The organism is Collinsella aerofaciens (genome assembly GCF_902501475.1).
Lineage (GTDB): Bacteria > Actinomycetota > Coriobacteriia > Coriobacteriales > Coriobacteriaceae > Collinsella > Collinsella aerofaciens_AL.
The window spans coordinates 15,643-41,803 of the sequence record NZ_CABWIF010000009.1; the positions used below are offsets into that span (position 1 = coordinate 15,643).

At 58.7% G+C, this 26,161-nt stretch carries 18 protein-coding genes and 1 rRNA gene; 4 read left to right on the plus strand and 15 right to left on the minus strand.

Translation table 11 applies throughout. The annotated features are described in order from the left end of the window. Nucleotides 1-9: 9 nt before the first annotated feature. The 11 genes from GDJ93_RS02575 to uvrA all read right to left on the minus strand — a co-directional run bounded on the left by GDJ93_RS02575 (nt 10) and on the right by uvrA (nt 15,985). Complete coding sequence (locus GDJ93_RS02575; protein ID WP_117746686.1) at nt 10-930, minus strand: dihydrodipicolinate synthase family protein; 921 nt, start codon at nt 928-930, stop codon at nt 10-12. 68 nt (nt 931-998) lie between these two features. Next, entirely contained in the window at nt 999-1,850 is an 852-nt protein-coding gene (locus tag GDJ93_RS02580) for an acetylxylan esterase (RefSeq protein ID WP_152067648.1), read from the minus strand. Beyond that, nucleotides 1,843-2,820, minus strand: coding sequence for an acetylxylan esterase (locus GDJ93_RS02585; protein ID WP_138339845.1), 978 nt, complete (start codon nt 2,818-2,820; stop codon nt 1,843-1,845). Before GDJ93_RS02585 ends, GDJ93_RS02580 begins: the two co-directional genes overlap by 8 nt. 80 nt (nt 2,821-2,900) lie before the next feature. Beyond that, nucleotides 2,901-3,728, minus strand: a complete 828-nt coding sequence (locus tag GDJ93_RS02590) for an ABC transporter ATP-binding protein (protein WP_152067649.1) — start codon at nt 3,726-3,728, stop codon at nt 2,901-2,903. Then, nucleotides 3,729-5,744 carry a dipeptide/oligopeptide/nickel ABC transporter permease/ATP-binding protein gene (locus GDJ93_RS02595; protein ID WP_152067650.1) on the minus strand — a complete coding sequence of 672 codons (2,016 nt, stop codon included), beginning with the start codon at nt 5,742-5,744 and terminating at the stop codon, nt 3,729-3,731. A gap of 3 nt (nt 5,745-5,747) precedes the next feature. Further along, nucleotides 5,748-6,704: an ABC transporter permease gene (locus GDJ93_RS02600; RefSeq protein ID WP_035138896.1), complete on the minus strand. Its 957-nt coding sequence runs from the start codon at nt 6,702-6,704 to the stop codon at nt 5,748-5,750. Nucleotides 6,705-6,861: 157 nt separating this feature from the next. Further along, nucleotides 6,862-8,475, minus strand: coding sequence for an ABC transporter substrate-binding protein (locus GDJ93_RS02605; protein WP_117647497.1), 1,614 nt, complete (start codon nt 8,473-8,475; stop codon nt 6,862-6,864). 364 nt (nt 8,476-8,839) lie between these two features. After that, complete coding sequence (uvrC, locus tag GDJ93_RS02610; RefSeq protein ID WP_306421708.1) at nt 8,840-10,780, minus strand: excinuclease ABC subunit UvrC; 1,941 nt, start codon at nt 10,778-10,780, stop codon at nt 8,840-8,842. A gap of 6 nt (nt 10,781-10,786) precedes the next feature. Continuing rightward, entirely contained in the window at nt 10,787-12,367 is a 1,581-nt protein-coding gene (gene murJ / locus GDJ93_RS02615; RefSeq protein ID WP_152067652.1) for a murein biosynthesis integral membrane protein MurJ, read from the minus strand. 105 nt (nt 12,368-12,472) lie between these two features. Continuing rightward, on the minus strand, nt 12,473-12,973 hold the full coding sequence (gene ybaK / locus GDJ93_RS02620) for a Cys-tRNA(Pro) deacylase (RefSeq protein ID WP_152067653.1): 501 nt from the start codon (nt 12,971-12,973) through the stop codon (nt 12,473-12,475). 135 nt (nt 12,974-13,108) lie between these two features. Then, nucleotides 13,109-15,985, minus strand: coding sequence for an excinuclease ABC subunit UvrA (gene uvrA, locus GDJ93_RS02625; RefSeq protein WP_152067654.1), 2,877 nt, complete (start codon nt 15,983-15,985; stop codon nt 13,109-13,111). A 193-nt stretch (nt 15,986-16,178) separates the two neighbouring features. Between uvrA and GDJ93_RS02630 the strand changes: the two genes are divergently transcribed. The 4 genes from GDJ93_RS02630 (at nt 16,179) to GDJ93_RS02645 (ending at nt 22,301) form a co-directional block, all read left to right on the plus strand. Further along, nucleotides 16,179-18,332 carry an LTA synthase family protein gene (locus tag GDJ93_RS02630; protein WP_152067655.1) on the plus strand — a complete coding sequence of 718 codons (2,154 nt, stop codon included), beginning with the start codon at nt 16,179-16,181 and terminating at the stop codon, nt 18,330-18,332. 145 nt (nt 18,333-18,477) lie between these two features. Then, nucleotides 18,478-19,308: an Mrp/NBP35 family ATP-binding protein gene (locus GDJ93_RS02635; RefSeq protein ID WP_152067656.1), complete on the plus strand. Its 831-nt coding sequence runs from the start codon at nt 18,478-18,480 to the stop codon at nt 19,306-19,308. Then, the gene (locus GDJ93_RS02640; protein ID WP_152067657.1) at nt 19,309-20,580 is read left to right on the plus strand and encodes an NAD(P)/FAD-dependent oxidoreductase; all 1,272 of its coding nucleotides are present in this window, start codon (nt 19,309-19,311) and stop codon (nt 20,578-20,580) included. 80 nt (nt 20,581-20,660) lie between these two features. Beyond that, entirely contained in the window at nt 20,661-22,301 is a 1,641-nt protein-coding gene (locus tag GDJ93_RS02645) for an NAD(P)/FAD-dependent oxidoreductase (protein ID WP_152067658.1), read from the plus strand. A 65-nt stretch (nt 22,302-22,366) separates the two neighbouring features. Here GDJ93_RS02645 and uvrB read toward each other — a convergent pair whose 3' ends face one another. The 4 genes from uvrB to rrf form a co-directional block, all read right to left on the minus strand. Beyond that, nucleotides 22,367-24,607, minus strand: coding sequence for an excinuclease ABC subunit UvrB (gene uvrB / locus GDJ93_RS02650; protein WP_152067659.1), 2,241 nt, complete (start codon nt 24,605-24,607; stop codon nt 22,367-22,369). A 51-nt stretch (nt 24,608-24,658) separates the two neighbouring features. After that, nucleotides 24,659-25,240 carry a lytic transglycosylase domain-containing protein gene (locus GDJ93_RS02655; RefSeq protein WP_152067660.1) on the minus strand — a complete coding sequence of 194 codons (582 nt, stop codon included), beginning with the start codon at nt 25,238-25,240 and terminating at the stop codon, nt 24,659-24,661. Next, nucleotides 25,233-25,874 carry a dephospho-CoA kinase gene (coaE, locus tag GDJ93_RS02660; RefSeq protein WP_152067661.1) on the minus strand — a complete coding sequence of 214 codons (642 nt, stop codon included), beginning with the start codon at nt 25,872-25,874 and terminating at the stop codon, nt 25,233-25,235. Before coaE ends, GDJ93_RS02655 begins: the two co-directional genes overlap by 8 nt. Nucleotides 25,875-26,065: 191 nt before the next feature. Beyond that, a 5S ribosomal RNA gene (rrf, locus tag GDJ93_RS02665) occupies nt 26,066-26,161 on the minus strand; the annotation flags it as partial.

The window sequence follows — 26,161 nt, forward strand, 5'->3', positions numbered from 1 at the left end:
GGGGAAGCTTTACAGGAGACCGTTGTCCTGGAGGACCTTCTTAATCGCCTCGACGTTCTCGCCGGTCATGGCCTTCACCGGGCGCGGCATGGTCGGGCTGTCGAAGATGCCCATGAGGTTCATAGCGGTCTTGAAGGCGCCGACACCACCGGCATAGCCCTGGACGCCCGAGGTGACATCCCAAATGTGGGAGATCTCGTTGAGGCGATCCTGCTCGGCCTTGACGGTAGCCCAGTCGCCGGCCTGAGCGGCCTTCCACTGACGCACGTAGCCCTCGGGCTCAACGTTGGCGAGACCCGGGACGGAACCGTCGGCGCCACCGAGGTAGGCACCGTCAACGACAACCTCGTGACCGGTGAGGATGCTCATCGGATGGCCGTTCTTCTCGTTCTCCTGAACGAGGTAGCGGAACGAGATGTCATCACCCGAGGAATCCTTGACGCCGGCCAGGACGCCCTCGGCGCCGAGCTTGGCAAGGAGCTTCCAGGGGAGCTTGGTGTGGACGCACACGGGGATGTCATAGGCAAAGATGGGCAGGTCGAGCTCCTCGTGCAGGATGCGGAAGTGCTCCTCAACCTCGGTCATGCCCTGCAGGGCATAGAACGGGCAGGTGGCGACAAGCGCATCGGCGCCCAGCTCCTGAGCGACCTTGCCGTGCTCGATCATGCGCTCGGTCTCGGTGTCGATGATGCCGACCAGAACGGGAACACGGTGGTCGACGATACGAACGGCCTCAGCGATAATCTGGCGACGGCGCTCGTCGGTGGAGAAGACGACCTCGCCCGAGGATCCCAAGAAGAACAGGCCATCGACGCCGGCATCGATCATGCGGTTGATGCTGCGCTCAAAGGAGACAACATCGAGCTGGTGGTCTTCGGTATCGGGAACAACGACGGGAGGGATAACGCCGGTGAATTTCTGAGTTGCCACAAGAATCTCCTTAGTTGTCTGGCGGGCAGCCCTATGCCGCCCACTCTTGTTGGCAGTGTCCAGGCCGTCTAGGCCAAAGAACACGGGTAGAACGTTTGGTTAAAGAAGTCGACGACTTCGTTTTCGAACGCATTGATGCGCTCGTGAGCGTATTTTGCATAGATGATATGCCTCCGGTCACACTCAAGACCGTTGAATACGGCAAACTGATCCTTGGGATCGCTCACGGTATCCATAAGCGATGTGCCCATGAGCACCGATCCGCGCACCCGAGACGACAGCGCCTCGAGGCCGCCAGGAAGCGGATTGGCAACCGCCGTGCAGGCGAGGCCCCGCTCGTCCAGAGCAGAAACCGCCAGCGCGACTCCGCCGCCAAGACCCTCGCCCCATGCAAAGATGCGGTCGGGGTCCATGCCATCAAGATTGCGCGCCACCTTCGCCAGCGCGCAACCCCAACGGACGCGCTCGACAAAAGTGGGCGAAGAAATCCCCCGCTGCAGGTCGTCCGCACCAGCAACATCGTCATCCAGCGCGAGGACGGCATACCCCATGGCGGCAAATCTCGTCATGTGATGCCAGCCGCGCACAGGCCGATCGATGTCGTGGAACATCAGACACAACGGCACGCGCTCAGATACTCGGGCACGACCGACAGGCTCGATCAAACGAGCGTGAATCGCATCGTCACCGAGCTCAAAGGAGACCTCCGAGTAACGGGCGCAGGGGTTAACAAAGTCAATCGCCGTAATGGCCAGGCCTTGAATCTCAAGATTCGAAGCGCATGTCTCTAAATCAGAAACATCTGCTTGGACATCACCGCGCCAGTCCCGATATTCTGCAAGCCTTGACGAAACCGTTCCAGGAATTCCCACGAGCCCGGGGACAATCAGCTCGTCAACATTGCTCTCGCACTTAGACATGAGCCTCCCCTCCCTTGCAGAAAAACGGAATGATCAGATCATCAAAATCCTGAATCTCCTCGTGGCCAAAGCCTTCAAAGAACTCATGACGCTTTTCGCAGGTCAGGTTGTTATAGACCGCAAACTGCGTCGCTGGCGGACAGACGATATCGGCTGTGCCGGTGCCAAACAGCACGGGGCATTTGACCATAGGGGCAAAGTTCTTGGAATCGAAGTACGCCAGCTTGGCATAGGCTTCGTCAATACGAGTCGAGTCCTCGTCAAACCAGCGAGACCAATAGCGCAGGCCCTCGTAGGCAATGTCGTCGGCATCCAAATCCCAGACCAGGCGGAAATCTGACAGGAAGGGATAGAGGATGGCGGCGCGATTGATAAGCTCGCTGTTAAGCGCACAGGTCGCAATGCCCAAACCGCCGCCCTGCGACGCGCCGTTCACAAACACACGCGCAAGATCGATGCCCTCGAGCTCGCGAACGATGCGGCACAGGATTCGAATATCTTGGTGTAAGCGGACATAGTAGAGGTTGGCAGGGTCGCCGTCGATACCGGCGACGATATGCCCGGCAACCGTTGTGCCCTCAAATCCACCAATGTCCTCGGAGGGACCTCCTTGGCCGGGGCAGTCGAGGGCGATGAGTGCCATGCCCATGCCCGCAAACGACGCCTGCTCAAACCAGCTGCGGCTTGCACCCGGATACCCATGGAACTGAAGTACCAATGGCACGGGCTCGTCCGAGACGGGTTTAAGGTACTTGGCATGCAGGCGCGCGCCACACATGCCGGTATACCAGAGGTCGAAAAGCTGGCAAGTCGCGGCATCGGCGACCGATGCCGTCTCGATCGCATAGTCAAGCCCGACGGCGTCGGCCTCGGCCATGCGATCCTTCCAAAAGAGATCGAAATCTGATGGACGGGGCATGGCGCCTCGATATTCACCAAATTGATGTTGTAGCTCCTGAGCACTTGGCATGGCTCGTGAACCCAACCTTTCGAAATCGCAACGGAGGTGCGCCCGGCAAGGGAACCGGGCGCACGGGAGGGAAAGCGAGGCTACTCGCCGAGCTTGGGATGCAGCAGCGACGGCGCAGCGCCGAGCAGCATCTTGGTGTAGGGGTCCTGGGGGTGCTGGAAGACCTGCTTGGCCTCGCCCTGCTCGACGATCCTGCCGCCATTCATAACGATGATGTCGTCAGAGATATAGCGGACCGTCTGGATGTCATGGCTGATGAACACCATGGCCAGGCCGAGTTCCTTCTTAAGGTCGGTCAGCAGGTTCAGGATCTGCGCGCGGACCGAAACGTCCAGAGCCGAGGTGGGCTCGTCGGCGATGATGGCATCGGGGTTCAGCGACAGGGCACGGGCAATTGCGACGCGCTGGCGCTGGCCGCCCGAAAGCTGGCCGGGAAGAACCTCGGCAGCGGAGCTGGGCAGACCGGTGAGCTCCAAGAGTTCCTTGACGCGCTTCTCCTGCTCGGCCTCGGTACCCAGGTTGTGGACGCGCATGGGGTCGAGCAGCTGCTCGCGAACGACCATGCGGGGGTTGAGCGCCGTGGCCGGGTTCTGGAACACGACCGAGATGACGCGACCCATGTGGCGACGGTCCTCGGCGGTACGTTTGGTAACGTCCTTGCCCTTAAAGTAGACCTTGCCGCTCGTGGGGGCCTGCAGGCCGCACATGACGTTGGCGGTGGTGGACTTACCGCAACCGGACTCGCCGACGATGCCGATCGTCTGACCGGGCATGAGCTTAATCGTTACACCCTGGACGGCGTGAACCAGGTTGGGGTGCAGAATCGAGCCGGTACGGGTCCTAAAGGTGACGTGGACGTCATCAAGGAAGATGATCGGATCGACGCCGTTGACTGCGGTCTCGCTCATCTACATCACCTCCGCGTGAGGGGTCAAACCATTTGCCTTGAGCACCTCGTCGGGGAGCTCGGAATAGAAGTGCTCGGTGCCGGGCACGCGCTTGAAGACCGGACGGGTGTCCAGGCCAATACGCGGATGGCTCGAGCGGGGCGCGAAGCGATCGCCCTTGGGGAAATCGCGCGGACTCGGAACGGCGCCGGGCACCTGGTGCAGGCGGCCCGAACCGCTCTCGATGGACAGAACGGAACCCAGAAGACCGCGGGTGTACTCGTGGATCGGGTTAGTGAGCAGCTCCTTGGTGGGCGCCTGCTCGATAACCTGGCCAGCGTACATAACCGTGATGTTGTGGGCGACCTCGGCGACCAGCGCCAGGTCGTGCGAAACGAAGATCATGGCAAAGCCGAGCTTGGCCTGAAGATCGTTGAGCAGCTTGATAACCTGCTTCTGAACGGTAACGTCCAGAGCGGTCGTGGGCTCGTCGCAGATGACCAGCTTGGGGTCGCGGGTAAGGGCCATAGCGATCAGGACACGCTGACGCTGGCCGCCGGAAAGCTCGTGCGGATAGCTCTCGAGCGTGCGCTTGGGATCGAGGCCGACGAGCTCCAGGAGCTCCTCGGCGCTGCGGGTTCCGCCGCGCTTGGTGAGCTGCTTCATCTGGGCAGAGATGAGCATGGAGGGGTTGAGCGAGGACAGGGCGTCCTGATAGACCATAGCGATATCGGTACCGCGCAGGCCGAACCACTCCTTCTTGCTCATCTTGAGCAGGTCACGGCCCTCCCAAAGAACCTCGCCGGAAAGATGCTCGTCATCGTCGGTCAGGCCCATGATGGCCAGCGTGGTGATGGACTTACCGCAACCGGACTCGCCCACCAGGCCCATAGTCTGACCAGGACGAACGTCAAAGTTGACATGGTCGACGACGTTGATATCACCGTGATGCTCAAACTGGATGCAGAAGTCACGGACCGAGAGAATCGGCTCAACGGACTCGTCGGGCACGTGGCGATCGTCACGCTTGAGCTCGACATCGCGCAGGGCGCCAAGGCGAGCGGAGAGGGACTGGGCCTGCTCCTTGTAGGCGCGAACGGGGTCGGAGAACAGCAGGTCGGCCTCGCGACGCTTGGAGGAATCGGTAGGATCCAGGGCAGCGGAGGGAGCAGCGGCCATGGCGTCGGTAATGCCCTCGGAGAGGATGTTGAGCGCCAGGCAGGTGATCATGATGGCCAGGCCCGGGAACAGCGCCTGCCACCAACGGCCGGCGAGCACGCCGCCGCGGGCGTCGGCGAGGATGTTGCCCCAGGTAGCGGTGGGCTCCTGGATACCAGCGCCGATGAAAGTCAGCGAGGCCTCGAAGATGATGGCGTCGGCGACCAGGGTAACGGTGAAGACCATGATCGGGGCGATGCAGTTACGCAGAACATGCTTGATCAAAATCCACGGAGCCTTGGCGCCGGAAACGATGACCGCGCGGACATAGTCCTCGCCGTACTCGGACACGATGTTGGCGCGTACGATACGGGCAATCTGCGGAGTGTACATAAAGCCGATGGCGAAGATGATCGACGGCACGGAGTTGCCCAGGATGGAGACGAAGACGGCCGCGAGGGCGATGCCCGGGATGGACATGATGATGTCCAAGATACGCATGATCGTCTCGGAGACGGCCTTGCGCGAAACCGCTGCAAGGGCACCCACGACCGAGCCGCAGACCAGAGCCATGGCAGTGGCGCCAAAGCCGATAATCAGCGAGTAACGACCACCGTAGAGCATACGCGACAGAATGTCGCGACCCTTATCGTCGGTACCGAAGATAAATCCGTTGCCGGGAGCCTGGCGAGCCGTAAAGATCTCGACCGGGCTATAGGGGGCAAGAAGGGGCGCCAGAATCGCAGTCAGGGCGACCAGCACCAGCACGACGGCGGCAATCTTAGAAGACAGCGTCATCTTCTTCCAGCCACCGAGCTTGAGCCCCTTGGAGGCAGCCTTCTCGAGCTGCTCGGTTTGCTTCTCTCGAATCTTTACCATAATCTACACCGTCCTGATGCGCGGGTTGATGAGCAGGTAGAGCATGTCAACCACGATGTTGATGATGATGAAGGCGAGAGCAACGACGATGACGACGCCCTGAACCAGGTTCGCCTCGTTGCCCTGAACGCCCTGCAGAATCGCGGTGCCCATGCCGGGGAGGTTGAAGATAACCTCGATGACGACGGCGCCGCCCATGAGGTAACCGATCTTAAGACCGAGGGTGGTGACCGGGGTGATCAGCGCATTGCGAAGAACGTTGATGCCGACGACGACCTTCTCGGGAACGCCGGCGCCGCGAGCCATACGGACATAATCCTTGTCGAGCTCCTCGACCATGGCGGTACGCACGATACGAGTCATCTGGCCCGTCAGCGGAAATGCCAAGGCGATAGCGGGCATGATCATACGTCCCAGATAGCCAACCGGATTCGTGGTGAAGTGAGGCAGAGCACCCGATGCCGGGAGCACCTTAAGGTAGGAAGAGAACAGCAGGATCAACAGAACGGCAAGCCAGAACGACGGGGTTGCCAAGCCGGCGATGGAAAAGACGCGGATCACTTGGTCCGGCCATTTGTCGCGATACAGTGCCGCGATGACGCCGAGCAAAAACGAAACGACCGCACCGATGGCAAGACCGATAAAGGTCAGCTGCATCGTGACGGGCAGGGCCGTGGAGATGCGCTTGGCAACGGAGTTGCGAGCAGCACCATAGGTGCCCATGTCGCCATGGATCAAATCGCCCATATAGCGCACGTAGCGCACGGGCCAGGGGTCGTCCAGACCATACTTCTCATGGTACTCGGCAACCGCCTCGGGCGAGGCACCGTCACCCAACGCCGTGTAGGCGGGGTCGGTCTTGGAGAACGACATAAGGAAGAACACCAGGACGGTGACGCCCAATGCCATGATCGGCAGCGCCACAAGACGCCTTCCAATCAAACGTAGCAAGTTGTTCACGTTCTCTCCCCTTTCTTTTGTCGGTAGGACCAACTGGTATATGAGTACGGATACTCATTACAAGACCCGAGCGACATCGTTGCCGCCCGGGTCTTTGTTTCAACTATGAGGATACGGTCCCAATGACCGACATCCTGCATACAGACTCAAGCGAGTCTTACGCCTTGACGGTCGCAACGCCCCTGAAGGACATGCTCGTCGTGCCGATGCCCTTGAAGCCATCGAGGGCCTCGCCGTTGGGCGCAGTGGACGGATCGTCCCAGGAAGCGGAGACGGTCTTGACGTGGACAACGGGGTACAGAACGGCGTTGTCGGCAATGATGTCGAAGCACTCGTTCCACTTCTTCTGCTGCTCGTCGCCCTCGGCGGCAAGAGCCTCGTCCATGAGACTGTGGAGCTTCTGCCACTCAGCGGACTCCTTCCACGGGCAACGGGTCTGCATCCAGACGTTGTCGCCGTACCACCAGTTGAGCAGCAGGTCGGGGTCGGCGCCGAAGCAGGAAGGATCGCCAGGGGCAAGGAGGATATCGTAGGCCTCGCCGCCGTCGATGGCAGCGTAGGTGGCCGGCGAGGTATCGGTCTGGATGGTCACATCGAAGCCGAGAGCGTCGAGGTCGTTCTTGACCTGGGCGGCCATGCCCTTAATCTGCTCGTTGTCGGTGGTGCGCAGGGTGATGGCACCCGGGGTGATGCCAGACTCCTCGATGAGCTTCTTAGCCTTCTTGGCGTCGGTCTTGTACACCGTGGAAGCCTCATGATAGTTGGTGAAGCTCTTGGGCAGGTAGCAGCTGGCAGCGGTGGCAAGGCCGGCGAAGGTGTTGCTGACCATCTTCTCGGTGTCGAGCGCATACATGACAGCCTGACGGACCTTGACGTTGTTCCAAGGCTCCTTGGCGACGTTGAACATGATGAAGCGGGTGCCGAAACCCTGAACGTTATCGATCTTGCAGCCGGCGCTCTCAAGCTGGTCGACGGCGTCAGCGGTAACGAGCTCCATAACGAGCGTGGAGCCCTCCTGCTGAGCGGTAACGCGAGCGGTGGGGTCGGTCAGGATGCTGTACTGGATCTTCTTATCCTCGGCAGCATACTCACCGTTGTACTCAGGATTGGGAACCAGGGTAATCTCGGTATCGGAGATAGAGTCGTACATCCAGGGGCCGGAGCCGATCGGCTGCTTGGCGCGATCCTCCTCGGTCTGAGTGGCCGGGGTAACGCGGACGATGGCCAGACGATCCTTGAGCAGGGAGAAGTTGGGGACCTTGGTCTTGACCGTCACGGTGCTGGCGTCCTTGGCCTCGATGGACTCGAAGGGCTGGAAGAACGGAGCATAGGTAGCGGAAGCGGCGCAAGCGGTGTAGGAGGCAACGACATCGTCAGCGGTGACCTCGGTGCCATCGGAGAACTTGGCGCCCTTGCGGATGGTGACCTCGAAAGTGGTGTCGTCCACGGACTTAGGATCGTCGGTGGCGAGCTCGTTGAAGGTGCTGTAGTCGTGGTAATCGATGCCGTAGAGGCCCTCGACGACGTGCCAGTTAGCACCCAGGCCCACAGCGGAGCCGGTGCTGGCGGGATCGAAGCTGGACGGAGCGTAAGCGGAACCAGCGGTGATCACGCCGCCGCCACGGTTGGCGGAATCGGTGGAACCGGAAGCGGAACCCTCGTCGCTAGAGCTGCCACCGCAGCCGGTGAGACCAAGCCCTGCGACAGCAGCGACGCTGCCGGTGAGGCCGAGGAACGAACGCCTGGACATACCCTTGTTGATGATGGCCATGTCTTCTCCTATCAATAGAGAATCTTACTCGGGAGCACCTAGACTTGCCCCCGCGCAACTTGCGGACGATATATACCTTACCTACCGACGAACCCAACTGAGGTGCCGCGCTCGGCGACCGATACATACATACGCTTGAACGGTATTTACTACCGTTCACCGAATTCGTTGACAAACGATTCGTCAGACAGTATGTATCGGCGAGGTGAGATATCAGTCTTCGTCAACCCGCAGGATAGCAGGGTTTACGCTTGGGTTAGTCAAACGTTTTAGCGTTAATAAAACCCGAAACCAGCAGGCAATCATGGCGAAATAAATGGTTGAAAATCGCGCAATCATGTATATCAGCTGTTTAGGCTCGTGTTTAGCTATCGGAATGGCCAGCTGCCGCCTCGGCGCGCTCGGCATTCCATGCAACGAGCGCCTCGTGGACCGCCTTGGCAACATCGGCAGGTATGCCGCGAACTTCCGCGATCTCTTGCTCGCTCGCCGCGCGCAAACGCTTCATCGAGCCAAAATGGCGCATAAGGGCACGTTTTCTGGTGGGTCCCACGCCCGGAACGTCATCGAGTACCGAAACCGTCATGGCCTTGTCGCGCAACTCGCGGTGGAACGTGATGGCAAATCGGTGGGACTCATCGCGTACCTGTTTAATTAGATAGAGCGACGCGGACCCGGTCGGCAGCACGACGGGAGTCTCGTCCCAAGGCACAAAAACTTCCTCATCGGCCTTTGCCAAGCCACAAACTGGTATATCGAGCCCAAGAGCCTCAAGTTGCTTGATCGCAGCGGTCAATTGCGGCTTACCGCCATCGACAACGAGCAAATCGGGGCGCGATCCAAAGCGCTCGTCGGCCATGCGCTCGGGAGCGTAGCGTCGTCCCAAAACCTCGGACATCGACACGAAGTCGTTTGCCTCGTCCAATTCGGCCTGAATTTTAAAACGACGGTACTGGCTCTTGTCGGCGCGCCCGTTGGTAAACACCACCATCGAGGCGACGGTAAAGGTTCCGTGCAGCGTCGAGATATCGAAGCACTCGATACGCATCGGCGGCGCCGGCAGCGCCAGCGCGCTTTCGAGCTCCAGGAGCGCTTGATTGGTGCGGTCGTCAGCGTACCCCGTTCGCATCATGTAGCGCATGAGGGCATGGCGCGCATTTTTGGATGCCATATCGAGCAAACGGTGCTTTTCGCCACGCTGCGGCCTATGGAGATGGCAGGAACGCTCGCGCTTGCCTGCAAGCCACTCCCCCAGCGCCTCCGCATCCTCAAGCTCGACAGAGAGGTTTATCTCAGCTGGAATATCAGCCGTCTCGTCGTAATAGCGCTTAAGAAAGCCCGACTGGAGCTCTTCCTCGTCAACATCAAGACCCTTGTCGAGAATGAACTCGCAGGTGCGAACTGTTCGGCCCTCACGCACGACAAAGACGCAAGCGGCAGAGATGGTCTCCTCGCGATAGAAACCGATGACATCGATATCGACACTGGAGGGAAAAACGACTTGCTGACGGTCGTCCAGACCCCTGATGACCTCCAAACGACGCTTGACGCGTGCCGCGCGCTCAAAATCGAGTGCCTCGGCGGCATCCGCCATCTCGGAAGTCAGCTCGTCGACGACATCCTTGCGATGGCCCGACAAAAAGCGCTCGACACGCTTGACGTTCTTGGCATAGTCTGCCGGGGGAATCGCGCCGACACACGCACCCGGCCCGCGCCCGACATGGTAGTCGAAGCAGGGACGCCCGTTTTGTGCGCAAATCATATTGACGATGTCTTCCTCGCCCTTGTGGGACTCGATGATACGACGACAACGACGCCACTCCGCACAGGATGCAGAGCAGATGGGGATAACCTTGCGCAGCGTATCTATCGTCTCACGTGCCGCACGGCTATCGGTATAGGGTCCAAAATAGCGCGTTCCCGGCTTATGACGCTCACGCGTGTATTTGATAGCGGGATACAGGTCGCCCTTTGTAATGGCGATAAAGGGGTAGCTCTTGTCATCCTTGAGGTCGACGTTAAAGTACGGATGGTACTGGCCGATCAGGTTGCGCTCGAGTACAAGCGCCTCATGCTCGGTTTCGACAACGATGTAGTCAAAGCTCGCAACCAATTGCATCATGAGCGGTATTTTTTGGCGCTCATCCTGCAGCGTCACGTACTGGCGCATACGGGAACGCAGGTTTTTCGCCTTGCCAACGTAGATGACATCGCCCTTGGCATCCTTCCAAAGGTAGCATCCGGGCTGCGTGGGAACGCGCGAAACCTGCTCGGCGAGTGTTGGAATGTTGTCGTGACCGGCCACACGCACCTACTTGCGACGAAGCAGCGCCGAGACCTCGGGCATCTTAAGGACGACGGCAAGGCCAAAGGTAACAGCAAGCGAGACGGCACCGGCAACGCAAACGTAGCCAAGAGTAATCAGAATCGAGCCGCCAAGTGCGCCGACAAAGTGCTCAAGCGCCCACATGACGCCGGCGCCTGCGGCAGCACCCAGGCCACCGAGCAAAAGGCCAAAGAAACCGCCATGCAGGATAGATTTGACCTGAAGACCACGCAGACGACGACGCAGCCACCACAGCGAACAACCGACCAAGATCACGTAGTCGACGACATACGAAAGCGCGATTGCCGGCATACCGAAGCCCAGCACAACGCCAAACAGCAGAACCGAGCCAGCCTGGCCGATGGCGGAATACAGGCAATAGCGGCTATAGGGCTTCATGTCGAGCAAAGCAGAGAAGCTCTTCTGCATCAATACGACCACGCCGTAGAGCGGCAGCGAGAACGCCAGGTAGACAAGGAACTCGGACACCAGCGCCACGCCGGACTCATCAAACTTGCCGGCACAGTAAATCATGTTGAGCGGACGCGCGAAGACAATCAGGTACAGCGCGAACGGAATCAGGAAGAACAGCATCTGGGCGACGCCACGCGAAATGCCCGTGCGAACGCTGTCGTAATCCTTCTCCTGTGCGTCGTGAGAGAGCTCGGTATAGAGCGCCGTCGAAAGCGAGGCGGCAATCAGCGCGTAGGGAAGCGTGTACCACAGGCGCGCATAGGCGATGACGGAAGGGCCAGTCTCGGGCTGGACCACCAGCGCGGCAGCGTTGGTGATAGAAGTCGAGACAAACATGCACACCGTGGCGAGCAGCGTCGGGATACCGAGCGCAATCGTCTGACGCAGCGCGGGGTCCTTAAAGTCGATATGGATATGGGGATGCACGCCGTGCTTGCCAAGCGCGGGGATCTGACATGCCATCTGAACAAAGACACCGAGGGTCGTACCGGCCGCAATCAAGATGATGCCGGCACGTTCACCAAACTGTGCGGACACGGGCGCAAAACCCATAAAGCTCGCAATGACGATCACATTGTTGAGGACCGGGGCAAACGTCGACCAGAAGTAGTCGCGGTGTGCGTTGAGAACGCCCGAAAACACCGAGCCCAAACCATAAAACAGAATCTGGATGGCAAAGAAACGGAACATGAACGCAGCGGTATCCATGCTGCCGCCGTCACCCGAAAGGAACGATTGCGTCCAGATAAAGCCCGGGGCGAACACGGTCCCCAGCAACGAAATGCCACCCAGCACCAAAAGCAGAATGCCAAGCAGGTTGCCCACGTACTCGTTCGAGGCCTCGCGACCCTGCTCACGCCTCACGCCCATGTACACGGGCAAAAACGCCGTCACGAGCATGCCGCCCATCACGAGTTCGTAGAGCATATTGGGCAGGTTGTTGGCGACCTGATAGGAGGACGAGAGTAGCGACATGCCGATAGCGGCCGCCATTGCCCACGTGCGGATAAAACCGGTAACGCGAGACACGATGGTCAGGATGGTCATAAGCCCAGCGGAACGACCAACCGTGGAGTAGTCCGACGAGCCCATGTCGTCAGTGTCATCTCGCGACGAAGAAACTTCGGATGAGGGTGTCTGAGGCGCAGATTCTTTTGCAAAATGAGCTCCGCGCTTCAATTCTTCCTGCGGCATCGCTCAGTCCTCTCTCGTAATCGCGGCAACCGTCGCCCCGCAAAATGCAATTAAATCATCGGGTGCAAGCTCGAGCTGATAACCACGCTTGCCTCCCGAAATAAAAATGGTATCCCAAAGGACACACGTCTCATCAATGAGCGTCCGGTAGCGTTTTTTCATACCGACCGGGCTGCAGCCGCCGCGAACGTAGCCAGTCGCCGCAAGCAAATCCTTCACATGCATCATGACCAAGGACTTCTCCCCCGCGGCACGCGCGGCGGACTTTAGATCGAGCTCGTCGGCAACAGGGATGCAGCACACGACATAGTCGTTGGACGGTGTCACGCAGACCAAAGTCTTAAATCCTTGACCGGGCTCCTCGCCAAGCTGCTCCGAAATCGCGACCCCCAGGCCCACCGACTCATCACCATCGTCTTCGTACGTATGTAGAACATAGGAAATGCCGGCACTTTCCAGCTCGCGCATCGCATTGGTTTTTGGCGTCTTTACAGCCTTTGCCATGACATATCCTTTCCCTCGCATTCGGACGCAAGGATTAAGTATATGTCCAATTCGACTGCATACGTCACATCGGCACAGCAAGCGCCATCGAATCACAAGGAGTCGATGGCGCCCATAAACTGAATCGCCTATTTATTAAGCATCAAGTTGAGCCCGACGCTCCCGGTCACGCCTGAGCAACGGCGCCAAAAACTTGCCCGTATAACTCTGCGGACAGTCCGCAACCTGCTCCGGTGTGCCCGAAACCACGACGGTTCCGCCGCCGTTACCGCCCTCGGGACCCATATCGATCAGGCGGTCGGCAACCTTGATGACATCAAGGTTGTGCTCAATCACCAGCACCGTGTTGCCCGCATCGACCAAGCGCTGCAGCACATCGAGCAGCTGGCGGACGTCCTCAAAATGAAGGCCGGTCGTCGGCTCGTCCAAAATATAGAACGTCTTGCCCGTCTGGCGTCGATGAAGCTCCTTGGCGAGCTTCACACGCTGCGCCTCGCCGCCCGAAAGCGTCGTGGCGGGCTGGCCCAGGCTCACGTAGCCTAAGCCTACATCGTACAGCGTCTGGAGCTTGCGCTTAATCTGCGGGATATTCCCAAAGAAGGCCAACGCCTCGGTGACGCTCATGTCGAGCACGTCCGAGATGGTCTTGCCACGGTAGGTGACCTCGAGTGTCTCGCGGTTGTAGCGTTTACCGCCGCAAACTTCGCAGGGAACGTAGATATCGGGAAGGAAGTGCATCTCGATCTTGATCTGTCCGTCGCCCTTGCACGCCTCACAGCGCCCGCCACTCACATTAAAGGAGAAACGACCCGGCGAGTAGCCGCGCGCCTTCGACTCCGGCGTACTCGCAAACAGCGCGCGAAGATCATCCCACAGGCCGATATAGGTAGCAGGGTTGGAACGCGGCGTGCGGCCAATCGGCGACTGGTCGATATCGATAACCTTATCGATGCACTCGATGCCCTCGATTTTCTTATACGGACCCACAGGGCGCGTCGAGCGGTGAATGGCATTCGTAAGGGCAGGCGCAATGGTGTCGGTAACCAGGGAGCTCTTGCCCGATCCCGACACGCCGGTAACAACCGTAAGCGTACCAAACTCGATCTTGGCAGTAACGTTTTTGAGGTTGTTGGCTCGAGCGCCCGTAATTTTAAGGCAGCCGCGACCGGGCTTGCGCCGTTCATCAGGCACCCGAATCATTCGTTTGCCGGTCAGATAAGCGCCCGTCATCGACTCAGGACACGCCATGATATCGGCAGGCGTTCCCGCCGCGACTACGTGTCCGCCGTTGACGCCGGCGCCGGGCCCCATGTCGATCACGTAGTCGGCGGCACGGATTGTATCCTCGTCGTGTTCGACGACGATAACGGTATTGCCGATATCGCGCAGGCGCTCGAGCGTCTTGATCAGGCGCTCGTTGTCACGCTGATGAAGACCGATCGAGGGCTCGTCCAGAATATAGAGCACGCCCATGAGACCCGCGCCGATCTGCGTTGCCAGTCGAATACGCTGTGCCTCGCCACCGGAAAGCGTCGCCGAGGCACGATCGAGTGTCAGATAGTCGAGTCCAACATCGACCAGAAAACGCAAGCGCTCCAGGATTTCCTTGACGATACGGCCGCCGATAAACTGTTGGCGCTCGGTGAGTTCCAGGCCCTCAAAAAACTCGAGCGACTCGCGGCACGACAGGCAGCAAACCTCATAAATGGACTTGCCGCCCACGGTGACGGCGAGCATCTCGGGGCGCAGGCGAGCGCCATGGCAGCTCGAGCACGACTCCTCGCGAATGTACTTCTCCAAGCGCGCCTTGGTGTTCTCGTTCGTCGTCTCGGTATAGCGTTCGTACAGGATGTTGCGAACGCCCGAAAACTTGGTATCCCACTGGCTGCGACGTCCGTCGAGCTTTTGGTAGTCGACCGAGATCTTCGTATCGCCCAGGCCATCCAAGAATGCACGACGCACGCGAGGGGGCAAGTCCTCCCACGGCGTATCGGCGCTCACCTTAAAGTGTTTGCAGACCGCAGCAAAAATCTGCGGATAGTAGTTCGAATTGCCAAACAGGCTACCAAAGACTCCGTCGGCAATGGACTTCGAGGGATCTTCAATCAGCGCCTCGGCATCAACGGTTTTCTTAAAGCCCAGGCCGTCGCACTCAGGACATGCGCCATAGGGAGCGTTGAACGAAAAATCACGCGGCTGAAGATCGTCAATGGAATGTCCATGCTCCGGGCACGCCAAGGCCAACGAATACTCCAGAAGCTCGCCCTCGGTCCCCTCGGGAGCATCACGATCGGGCAGTATGTACACGTTTACATTGCCGTGAGCCAGCGCGGTCGCCTGCTCAACAGACTCGGCGATACGGCCCAGAGAATTCTCACGGATCACGATGCGATCGACCACGACCTCGATATCGTGCTTGAACTTTTTGTCGAGATCGATCGGGTCGTCGAGCGAGCGCACTTCGCCGTCAACGCGCACGCGGCTAAAGCCCTCGGCGCGAAGGTCCTCGAACAGTTTGGTGTACTCGCCTTTTCGCCCGCGCACCACCGGTGCCAGCACAAACGCGCGGCGGCCCTCCCCCGCCGCCAAGACCTTGTCGGCAACCTGGTCGGTCGTCTGGCGCTCAATGACGCGGCCGCATTCGGGACAGTGCGGGGTGCCCACACGAGCGAACAGCAGGCGCAGATAGTCATAAATCTCGGTTACGGTGCCAACCGTCGAGCGAGGGTTTTTAGACGTCGTCTTTTGGTCGATCGACACCGCCGGCGAAAGGCCGTCGATTGAATCCAAGTCGGGTTTGTCCATCTGGCCCAAGAACTGGCGCGCATAGCTCGAAAGGCTCTCGACGTATCGACGCTGGCCCTCGGCATAGATAGTGTCAAATGCAAGCGAACTCTTGCCCGAGCCAGAAAGACCGGTAATGACCACGAGTTGGTCACGCGGAATGGAAACATCGATATCACGGAGGTTGTGCTCACGAGCGCCGCGAATAACGATAGAAGAATCAGACATGGAAGCTCCTTGCCTCCTATTGCATCGAATCATACTGCCGATGAGTTTAGCGCACTCGACGCGCACAGATGTTCGTAATACAAGATTCGCAGACCTTTAGCTTTGCGTATCGGGTACTTTGTTTCTCGAAATACCGTGGAAAGGTTACAGTAATCTAATACTGAACTTAATTTGCCGTAACAGAGGAACGTCCATGACCGAAGATATCCCCCTTGAAATCACTTCGAGCGACATGGCCAATCTGCCCATATTCATCGCCATCCTTATCGTGGCCACCGTCGTCGTGCGCGTGTATTTTTCAATCAAACACAATGAAAAGCCGCCCATTGCCCGCGTCTTTTGGTGCGCGACGCTCCTCATCCCGCTCGGCATGGTAGCTGCATGGATTACGAATCAATTGCTCGTAAATGAGGACAGTTCCCTATGGGTCCTTTCTTATTCGGCGCTCGGTGCTGCCGCCGTCATACTTCTTGTCGAGCCCTTGGTTTCGGGACTTATCGACCAAACCGATCTTGCGACGGGAACAGTTGCCTGTATTTGCCGTGACATCCTTGTCATCGCCGCTGTTTCAGCGCTCTCGTTCGTTTCACTCGAAATTGCCTGCAACGAAACGTTCTATCGCATTCCCGCCAACTCATTCGGGTTTTCCGTCGGGCTGCTCGCGACGGTTCTGCTCTCCCTTTATTTGCTGGGACAGCGTCATGGAGGCGTCATGGTCCTCGTGCCCTTCGTCTGTTGCATCCTTGGCATTGCCGAGCACTTCGTCATTACGTTTAAAGGCGAAGCCATCCTGCCAAGCGATATCTTGGCCCTTGGCACCGCAATGGAGGTGAGCGAGGGATACGAGTTTACCTTTACCGCCGGAATCGTAACCTCTCTCGCCCTGCTGGAGATTTCTCTGGGGCTTCTTTCGCTTATCCGACCGCGAAAGCTCCGTACGTCCACCCATGTCTTCCCCGCAATCGCCGCTAACCTCTGCGCTTTTCTGCTAGTGACCGTTGTGGGGCTCTCGGGCTTTTCCAGCATCGACTTGGAGCAGGCGCTGGATTTTGGATTTGACCGTTGGCAGCCCATCACCACATATACGTCTCAGGGTTTTATCACTTCGTTCACCGAAATGGTCAACGAGTTGCCCATTGAGAAGCCCGAAGACTATACGCCCGATGAGGCGCAGAGCATCGAGCAGGAGCTCGCCGCCGCCTACGACAGCACGTATGGCTCGAGCGAGCAGCGCGCGGCTGCCGTTGCCCAGTTCAATGAAATCAAGCCGACGATTGTTGCCGTCATGAACGAGAGTTTTAGCGACCTTTCGTGCTTTGAGCAGCTCCAGGCGGCCGGGTACACCGGCCCCGCATTCTACAACTCGCTTCCCGACACACTTGTTCGCGGCACCATGCTCGCTTCGGTCGCCGGTGGCGGAACGGCGAACTCCGAATTCGAATTTTTGACCGGAGCGACAACGGCCTTTGTCGGATTAGGCAAAATCCCCTATCAGCTGTATCAGATGAATGGCGTCAACAGTCTGGCAAAGGACCTTAAGGAGCTTGGGTATACCGCTACCGCTATGCACCCGCAAAACCCCGTCAACTACCATCGAGATAAAATCTATCAGCAGCTGGGCTTTGGAGACTTTCTTTCAATCGGCGATTTCGAAGGTGCACCCTGTTACCATGCCGGCGTATGCGACTACGCCACCTACGACAAGATACTCGACCTGCTTAGAACCGACGAAGCCCCGCAGTTCATCTTTGACGTCACGATGCAAAATCACGGCGGCTACGACTATGGCACCGTTCCCGCCGAGGAGCTGACAAACTATTGGGTCGAGGGAGCCAGCGAGGGTGCCAATAGCGCGCTCAACACCTATCTTACCTGCATCAACGCATCCGACCGGGACCTCGAGTACTTTATCAACGAGCTCCGCAATATCGGCAGACCGGTTGTCCTTGTCTTTTTTGGCGACCATCAGCCGAGCGCCGCAACGACTCTCAACGACGAGCTGTACCCTCAGGAAGATACGGCAAGCCACGCTTTCCGTATCTATCAGTCGACATATTTCGTCTGGGCTAACTATGAAATCGCCGGCAATACCGAGCTCAACGTCTACGACACCGTCGGGGCAAACGAGATTGCAGCCATTACCCTTAATAAGATCGGCGCCCCGCTCACCGACTATCAAAAGGCTCTGCTTGCAACAAGGTCAGATGTGCCCACCATCAATGTCGCCGGCTACCTTGGTGCCGACGGGCTGCGCTACGACTTGGAATCTGAAGACAGCCCATACGCCTCGACGATCGACAAGCTGCAGCGCATGCAATACCTCGAGTTCGCCAGCAAAGTTCAGTAAGCCCGCCCATTCGCTTGGACCCATCGTATTGCAAGCACGCTCGGCCCAAATGCATCGTAAATGGCTCCCGCTCGCAAACGAGGGTACAATGACGCTCGTGTCACATCACGGGGCCCCGGCCCCAACATATACAAAGGAGTCATACATGGGTTGCGAGCACGCACAGGCCGCCGGCGGACAAACATCGCCGTCGCAATTTGAGGAGAACACGCTGTCCGAGGTCAAACGCGTCATCGCCGTACTTTCCGGCAAGGGCGGTGTCGGCAAGTCGTTTGTCACCGGTGCCATCGCCACCGAGCTTGCCCGTCACGGCCACAAGGTCGGCGTCCTCGATGCCGACATCACCGGTCCCTCTATCCCCAAGATGTTCGGTATGAGCGGACGCCACGTCCATGCCCTTGGTAACCTTATGCTGCCCGAAATCTCCGAGCACGGCGTCAAGGTCATGAGCTCCAACCTTCTGCTCCAAAACGAGACCGACCCCGTCCTTTGGCGCGGTCCGGTCATCGCAGGCGCCATTAGGCAGTTCTGGAGCGAGACCTCGTGGGGCCCCATCGACTACCTGCTGGTCGACATGCCTCCGGGAACAGGCGACGTCGCGCTCACCGTCTTCCAGTCGCTGCCCGTCGACGGCATCGTCATCGTCACGAGCCCGCAGGATCTGGTCTCGATGATCGTCGCCAAGGCGGTCAACATGGCCGAGAAGATGAACGTCCCCATTCTGGGCATCGTCGAGAACATGAGCTATATCGAGTGCCCCGACTGCGGCAAGAAGATCGAGGTCTTTGGCAAGAGCAAGCTCCCCGAGGTCGCAGAGCGCTATAACCTCGACATCTTGGGCCAGCTTCCCATTAATCCGGCACTCGCCGAGGCCTGCGATAAGGGCAAGGTCGAGACCGCACTGCCCGATGGCATGTTGCCCAAGGCAGTCTCTGCCGTCGAGGCCATTACCCCGCACGAGACCGACGAGGCCTAAGTGAACACGAGCGCCTTCTATGACGTCCTGGTAATCGGCGGCGGGGCTTCAGGCCTCGCCGCCGCCATTACGGCCGCACGCGCTGGCAAAAGCGTCTGCATCGTTGAGCGCGATGTCGCCTGCGGCCTTAAGCTCCTTGCGACCGGTAACGGCCGCTGCAACCTCTCCAACGAATCGATTGATCCTCAGCGGTATAACCACCCCGTATTCGTCGAATCTGTCATGGGCCCCCAACCCGAACAAGAGCTTATGGGTTTCTTCTCCTCGCTGGGCATCATGACAACCTCCGAGGAAGGCCGGCTGTACCCGCGCTCCCTTCGCGCAGAATCGGTGCGCGACGCGCTTCTCAACGTTTGCGACCGCCTAGGTATCACCTTAATCTGCGGAGCCAACGTTGCCTCGGCGCACAAAGCTTCCGAAGGCTGGACACTCCAAATAGACCGTCCAGCGCGGGCGCTCAAGGCAAAAAAGCACGACGACCGAAAATCGGAGCTCCGCTCGCTTCGGAAAGCGCTCGCCGATGTCCCTCGCAAGAACGAGGCCCTGCAGGCACATGCCGTAATTATCGCCACGGGCGGCAACCCCACCGGTATCGCCGATACGTTTCGCCTCCCCCTCACTTCGCTGCGCCCCATCCTCTGCCCCGTATCGGCAACGGTCGTCGGCGATCGGGCGGCACTCAAGACGTTGGATGGCCTGCGCGTCCGCGCCCGCTTGACGCTCGCCCGCAATCATAATGAGCTCTGGCACGAAGACGGTGAAGTCCTGTTTCGAACCTTCGGTATCTCGGGCGTCGCTGTCTTCAACCTCTCCCGTCGTATCCAGCACGGCGATACGATCCTGCTCGACGTTTTCCCCGACCTCTCCAAAGACGAGCTGCTCGATATGCTCAACCGGCGCGTTGAGCTGCTCGGCGGCTTTTCGCCCCGCGATCCCCGTTGGCTCGATGGCATGCTCGCCCCGCAACTCTCCCGCGTCGTCTGCACGGCGTTCGAGCAGTGCCATCCAGGCTCCAACGATGTCATCCACCTGGTCTCGATCCTCAAGCACTTTAAGTTGCTCGTTGAGGGAACAGCCGAGGAGCGCTCGGCGCAAGTCACGCGTGGTGGCGTATCTGTCGAGAGCATCTCAACACCCAGTCTACGCGCGCGCAGCGCTGTCGACGCCCCGCTTTACGTCTGCGGCGAAGCGCTCGACATCGACGCCGATTGCGGAGGCTTTAACCTTGCGTGGGCCTGGCTCTCGGGCATTCGCGCTGCAAGCAGTCTGTAGCCGCGCAGTCTATAATCAAAAACGCATTCGGGCCGTCTGGGATACCGGACGGCCTCTTTCTTGCCTCTAAGGAGACCTCGATGATCGAAATCACCCAAGTCAACGCGTCGCTCGATGAAGCCGGCGATGAAAATGCCTGCCTCATTGTTGGCAAGCGAGTCGCCAAGCGCGTCCTACGTTGCAAGGACTCCGAGATCAAGTCCATCGAGCTCCATCGCAAGTCAATCGACGCTCGCAAAAAACGAGACGTCCATTTTATCCTGAGCTTTCGTGTTGAGCTGACCAGTCCCCACCTCGAGCGAGAAGCGGTCGACAGCGTTTCCGAGCGTGACCGCTCGCGCGTACGCGCGATAAAAGACGATGGGTCTTCATTCCCCACCCCCGTCTCCGACGCACCTCAAGAACGCCCTGTCGTTGTCGGCGCCGGATGCGCTGGCCTTTTCGCCGCGCTAACGCTCGCCGAAGCAGGTCTTAAGCCCTTGCTCATCGAGCGCGGCGACCCGGCATTTCGCCGCTCGCATGCGATCGACCTCTTTCTAAAGGAGCGCATCCTCGACCCCGAGAGTAATATCCAGTTTGGTCTGGGCGGCGCGGGGACCTTCTCGGACGGCAAGCTCAATACGGGAACAAAAAATCCCGCCCATCGCCTTATCCTCGAAACCTTCGTCGAGGCGGGTGCGCCCCGCGATATTCTGTGGGATGCCAAGCCGCACATTGGCTCCGACATCCTTCCCACGGTTGTCACCGCTATATCCCAGCGCATCGAGCAGCTCGGAGGTGTCGTCCGTTATCGAACAAAGCTCGTCGACATTCACATCGACGCGTCTGGCGCCATTACCGGTATTGATGTCCAATCGTCCCAAGACGCCGCTTGCGAGCCAATCGAGACAAAGCACCTCATCCTCGCCTGCGGGCATTCTGCTCGCGATATTTTTGAGCTCCTTAAGGACCACAACGTGGCCCTCGCACAAAAGACCTTTGCCATGGGCGTTCGCATCGAGCATCCGCAGCGCGACATCGATCGAGCCCAATATGGAGCCTCGGCGGGACATCCAGCGCTCGGGGCGGCCCCTTACAAACTTGTTGCCCATCTTCCCAACGGCCGCAGCGTGTTCTCGTTTTGCATGTGCCCCGGCGGACAGGTTGTCGCCGCCTCTTCCGAGCAGGGCCACCTGTGCGTCAACGGCGCTAGCCTCAATGCCCGCGACGGACGCAACGCAAATGCCGCCTTGCTCGTTAACGTCACGCCTGAGGACCTTCCCAACGATGACCCGCTCGCCGGCATCGAGCTCCAGCGTGCCTGCGAGGCGGCCGCCTATCGCCTGGGCGGTTCCAACTGGAACGCACCGGCACAACTCGTCGGAGATTTCCTCGCAGGACGCGCCAGCAAGGCGCCCGGAAAGGTAAAGCCCACCTATCCGCTCGGTGTGACCTGGACGGCAATTGACGAAGCCCTGCCGCAGCATATCGTCGAGTCGCTCCGCCTGGGACTTCCCCTACTCGGAAAAAAGCTACGAGGCTACGACCGTCCCGATGCCGTTCTTACCGGCGTGGAGACTCGTTCGAGCTCACCTGTCACTGTCACCCGAGACCGAACGTGCCATGCCGTGTCGACCCCGGGCCTCTACCCTTGTGGTGAGGGAGCTGGATATGCCGGCGGCATCATGAGCGCGGCCACCGACGGCATCCGTTGTGCTGAAGCCCTGATCGCAGACCTCTAACGCACGAATTCCAGCGCGCAAAAGACATAGGCCCCGAGCTCCACAGGGAACTCGGGGCCTGTTCGCTATTTCCTAAACCGTGCACCCTGGCGTTTTCTGCCCGATGCGAACGTGGAACCCTTGCGGGCCTGCGAACGTAAGCGCTCGATCGTCTCGTCCTCAGACGCACCCTCGAGCATCGCCCGAATCTGAACGACGGCATCGCGCAGGCGCGCCGCCTCCTCAAAGTCCATGGCGGCAGAAGCGTTACGCATATCCTCTTCCATGGTTTCGACAATCCGCACAAGCTCGTCATGCGGCAGTTCTTCCAACTGCTCCGCAAGTGTCTGCTCGGGCGCCACCGTTTCCGGCACGCCGCCCTCGCCCGACTCATCGGGCGTATAGAATGCACCATGGCCAAGAGAGTCGCCCTTCGAGCGTCCCTTGGAACCCACGGTTTTTTCGGCCTCGGCAATAAAACTTGAGATGTCGTTGATGGCCTTGCGCACCGTCTTGGGCACGATGCCATGCTCTTCGTTATATGCCATCTGAATCTCGCGACGGCGCTGCGTCTCTTCGATGGCCTCTTTCATCGAATCGGTCACAACGTCCGCATACATGATGACTTCGCCATCGGCGTTACGGGCCGCGCGGCCAATCGTCTGAATCAGCGAACGGCGGTTGCGCAAGAAGCCTTCCTTATCGGCATCGAGAATTGCCACCAGTGAGACCTCGGGGAGATCCAAACCCTCGCGAAGCAGGTTGATGCCAACGAGGACATCGATCTTGCCCTCGCGCAGCGTTCGCAGGATCTCGACACGGTCCATTGTCGCCGTATCAGAGTGCATGTAATTGACCTTAATGCCCGCGTCGAGCAGATGGTCGGTCAGGTCCTCGGCCATGCGCTTGGTCAACGTGGTCACCAGCACGCGCTCCTTGCGGGCAACGCGCTCGCGAATCTCGTCCTCAAGATCGTCAATCTGCCCACGAACCGGACGCACATCGATCTTGGGATCGAGCAGACCGGTCGGACGAATAATCTGCTCAACGTCGTTCTGGCTAACCCGCAGCTCGTAATCGCCCGGCGTGGCCGAAACATAGATAAACTGGGGTATCCTTGCCTCAAACTCATCGAAACGAAGCGGGCGGTTATCGAGCGCCGAGGGCAGGCGAAAACCGTGTTCCACCAGCGTCACCTTACGCGAGCGGTCACCTTCGTGCATGCCGCGAATCTGCGGCACCGTCACATGGCTCTCATCGATGATGCAGAGCATATCCTTGGGAAAGTAATCGATTAGGGTAAACGGCGGCTCACCCGGCTTGCGACCGTCCAGATGACGCGAGTAGTTCTCGATGCCGTTGCAAAAGCCCATCGTCTCGAGCATCTCAAGATCATAATCGGTGCGCTGCTGCAGACGCTGCGCCTCGAGCAACTTGTCGGTCGCCTTGAGCTCCGCCACGCGCTTCTCGCACTCTTCGCTGATCGATTTCAGAGCCGCCTTGACCTTCGGCTTCTCGGTCACGTAGTGCGATGCCGGCCATACGGGGATGGCCTCGTACTCACGAAGCATCTCACCGGTGACCTCATCGATCTCGGCAATCAGCTCGACCTCGTCGCCAAAGAACTCAAACCGCAACGGATGCTCGGCATAAGGCGGATACACGTCGACAACATCGCCGCGCACGCGGAACGTGCCGCGTGCCAGGTCACAGTCATTGCGATCATATTGAATGTCGATAAGTGCATGGATAAAGTCATCGCGCTCGAGCGGCACCTTCTTGTCGACGTTTGGAGCCAGACCCGCATAGTCCTCAGGAGAGCCAATGCCATAGATACACGAGACCGATGCGACAACGATCACATCGCGTCGAGAGAGCAGCGATGCGGTCGCCTGATGTCGCAGCATCTCGACCTCTTCGTTAATCGAGGAGTCTTTCTCGATATATGTATCGCTTTGCGGCACATACGCCTCGGGCTGATAGTAGTCGTAGTACGAGACGAAGTAGACCACAGCGTTGTTGGGAAAGAACTCTTTGAGCTCGCTCGCAAGCTGAGCGGCGAGCGTTTTATTCGGAGCCATGACCAGCGTCGGCTTTCCCAGGGCCTCAATAGTCTTTGCCATCGTGAAGGTCTTGCCCGAACCAGTCACGCCCAGCAAAACCTGATAGCGGTCTCCGTCCCTCACGCCCTGCACAAGCGACTCAATGGCCTTAGGCTGGGAACCGGCAGGCTCATAGGGAGACACGACCTTAAACGGCACGTCAGAGCCTTCAACGCCAAAGCGCTTAAGTTCACCACCAACGCGTTCTACTTCAAATTCCGCCATGGATACTCCTAACTCATATATCTGCAGTATACGCAGGCGGCAGGCATAGTCCTATACGAACCGATCGGGATAGAGGGTCTTGTAGCGAACCCAGGCATTATTGACACGAATCAGATACGCCTGCGTCTCGGGAAAGGTGATTGCATTATGAAGCGACGTACTCTGCTGCGCCCATCCGTCGACATTGCCCATGCCGGCGTTATAGGCGGCAATGGCACTGTCAGTCGACCCGTTAAAATACGCTAGAAGATACGAGAGATACGCACAGCCAAACTCGATATTCGTAGCCGGATCGTTAAGGTTGTCGGCCGAATACTCGCCACCGTCGACAAGGCCCTTGGCGATCATATCCTGGGCAGTCTCGGGCATCAGCTGCATCAATCCCTGAGCACCCTGATTCGACTCGGCCTCGGGATCCCAATTCGATTCAGACTTAATGACAGCGCACACCAGATACGGATCCAGATTATGCGAAATACTGGATTGCTTTACATACGCCTCGTAGTCAATCGGATACAGCGGCTTAAAGAAAGCGGTAGGAGCATACGAGTAAACGAATGAGATAAGGCCGAAGGCAAAAACGGCAGCCAGCGGTATAAGGCGATACCACGTAAGGAAACGTGTCTTAGGCATCGGCCTCCTCCTTATCCACTACATCCCCGAACCCATGGCGCGAAAGCCATGCGTCCAGTTGTTCAAAGAGCGAGTTATCGTCTGCTGCATTGTCAATCACCGTTGTAGCGAGATTGCACAGCGCAGACTCTTCGAGCTGGCAAGCAGAACGGGCATCGAAATCAGAAGGCTCCATGCCACGTTGAATAGCGCGCTCGCGACGAACTGACAAAGGGGCGCTGATGACCAAAATTTCATCAGCCAAGCCAAATGCATCCTCAAAACCAGTCGGAGCAGAAACCTCGACCACCGCAAAGGGATAACGGGGAGATGAAACAGTACAACAAACCGGATCGAGAATCCTAAGCGAAAGCTGTTCAATCAGAATGGGATGCACGATGTCATTGAGCCGTGCGACCGAATCAGGAGAAGCGAAAACTCGAGAAGCGAGGATGCTGCGGCGAATGCCGCCTTCCTCATCCAAAATGTCCCAACCGAATTCATCCGCGAGAGTATTGACGATATCAGAGCCCGGCACATACAGCGATTTTGCAAGCTCATCCAGATCGATAAGCATAGCGCCACGAGATTCGAAATAGCGGCAGGCAGTCGACTTACCCGAAGCAATATTGCCCAAGACAAATACGGTAAACATCAAGCCCTCCCTAACGCCAATGCGAGTAATTATCGCTCAAATACACTAGAAGAACTCAAAATACAGCCAAACAGTAAGAGCGAATACGGGGGAGCTAGGTCCCAAAGTACAACGTGTATATAACGCAAAAAGGGGGAGGCCGCGAGGCCTCCCCCTTCTCAGTTCAAGCGTACGGCTCGGTGCCGTCCACCGGTCAGCGGCGCCCTGGCCTCCCACGGGCTGACCCCGCAGTACTCTCGGCGCGATGGGGCTTAGCTTCCGGGTTCGGAACGGGACCGGGCGTGCCC

Excerpts from the sequence above, each read along its gene's own strand:
- GDJ93_RS02645 (WP_152067658.1), top strand. The coding sequence starts at position 20,661 with ATGATCGAAATCACCCAAGTCAACGCGTCGCTCGATGAAGCCGGCGAT.
- GDJ93_RS02655 (WP_152067660.1), bottom strand. The coding sequence starts at position 25,240 with ATGCCTAAGACACGTTTCCTTACGTGGTATCGCCTTATACCGCTGGCT.
- GDJ93_RS02585 (WP_138339845.1), bottom strand. The coding sequence starts at position 2,820 with ATGCCAAGTGCTCAGGAGCTACAACATCAATTTGGTGAATATCGAGGC.
- uvrA (WP_152067654.1), bottom strand. The coding sequence starts at position 15,985 with ATGTCTGATTCTTCTATCGTTATTCGCGGCGCTCGTGAGCACAACCTC.
- murJ (WP_152067652.1), bottom strand. The coding sequence starts at position 12,367 with ATGGGCTCGTCGGACTACTCCACGGTTGGTCGTTCCGCTGGGCTTATG.
- GDJ93_RS02580 (WP_152067648.1), bottom strand. The coding sequence starts at position 1,850 with ATGTCTAAGTGCGAGAGCAATGTTGACGAGCTGATTGTCCCCGGGCTC.
- GDJ93_RS02590 (WP_152067649.1), bottom strand. The coding sequence starts at position 3,728 with ATGAGCGAGACCGCAGTCAACGGCGTCGATCCGATCATCTTCCTTGAT.
- GDJ93_RS02605 (WP_117647497.1), bottom strand. The coding sequence starts at position 8,475 with ATGGCCATCATCAACAAGGGTATGTCCAGGCGTTCGTTCCTCGGCCTC.
- GDJ93_RS02635 (WP_152067656.1), top strand. The coding sequence starts at position 18,478 with ATGGGTTGCGAGCACGCACAGGCCGCCGGCGGACAAACATCGCCGTCG.
- GDJ93_RS02630 (WP_152067655.1), top strand. The coding sequence starts at position 16,179 with ATGACCGAAGATATCCCCCTTGAAATCACTTCGAGCGACATGGCCAAT.
- GDJ93_RS02595 (WP_152067650.1), bottom strand. The coding sequence starts at position 5,744 with ATGGTAAAGATTCGAGAGAAGCAAACCGAGCAGCTCGAGAAGGCTGCC.
- ybaK (WP_152067653.1), bottom strand. The coding sequence starts at position 12,973 with ATGGCAAAGGCTGTAAAGACGCCAAAAACCAATGCGATGCGCGAGCTG.
- uvrB (WP_152067659.1), bottom strand. The coding sequence starts at position 24,607 with ATGGCGGAATTTGAAGTAGAACGCGTTGGTGGTGAACTTAAGCGCTTT.
- coaE (WP_152067661.1), bottom strand. The coding sequence starts at position 25,874 with ATGTTTACCGTATTTGTCTTGGGCAATATTGCTTCGGGTAAGTCGACT.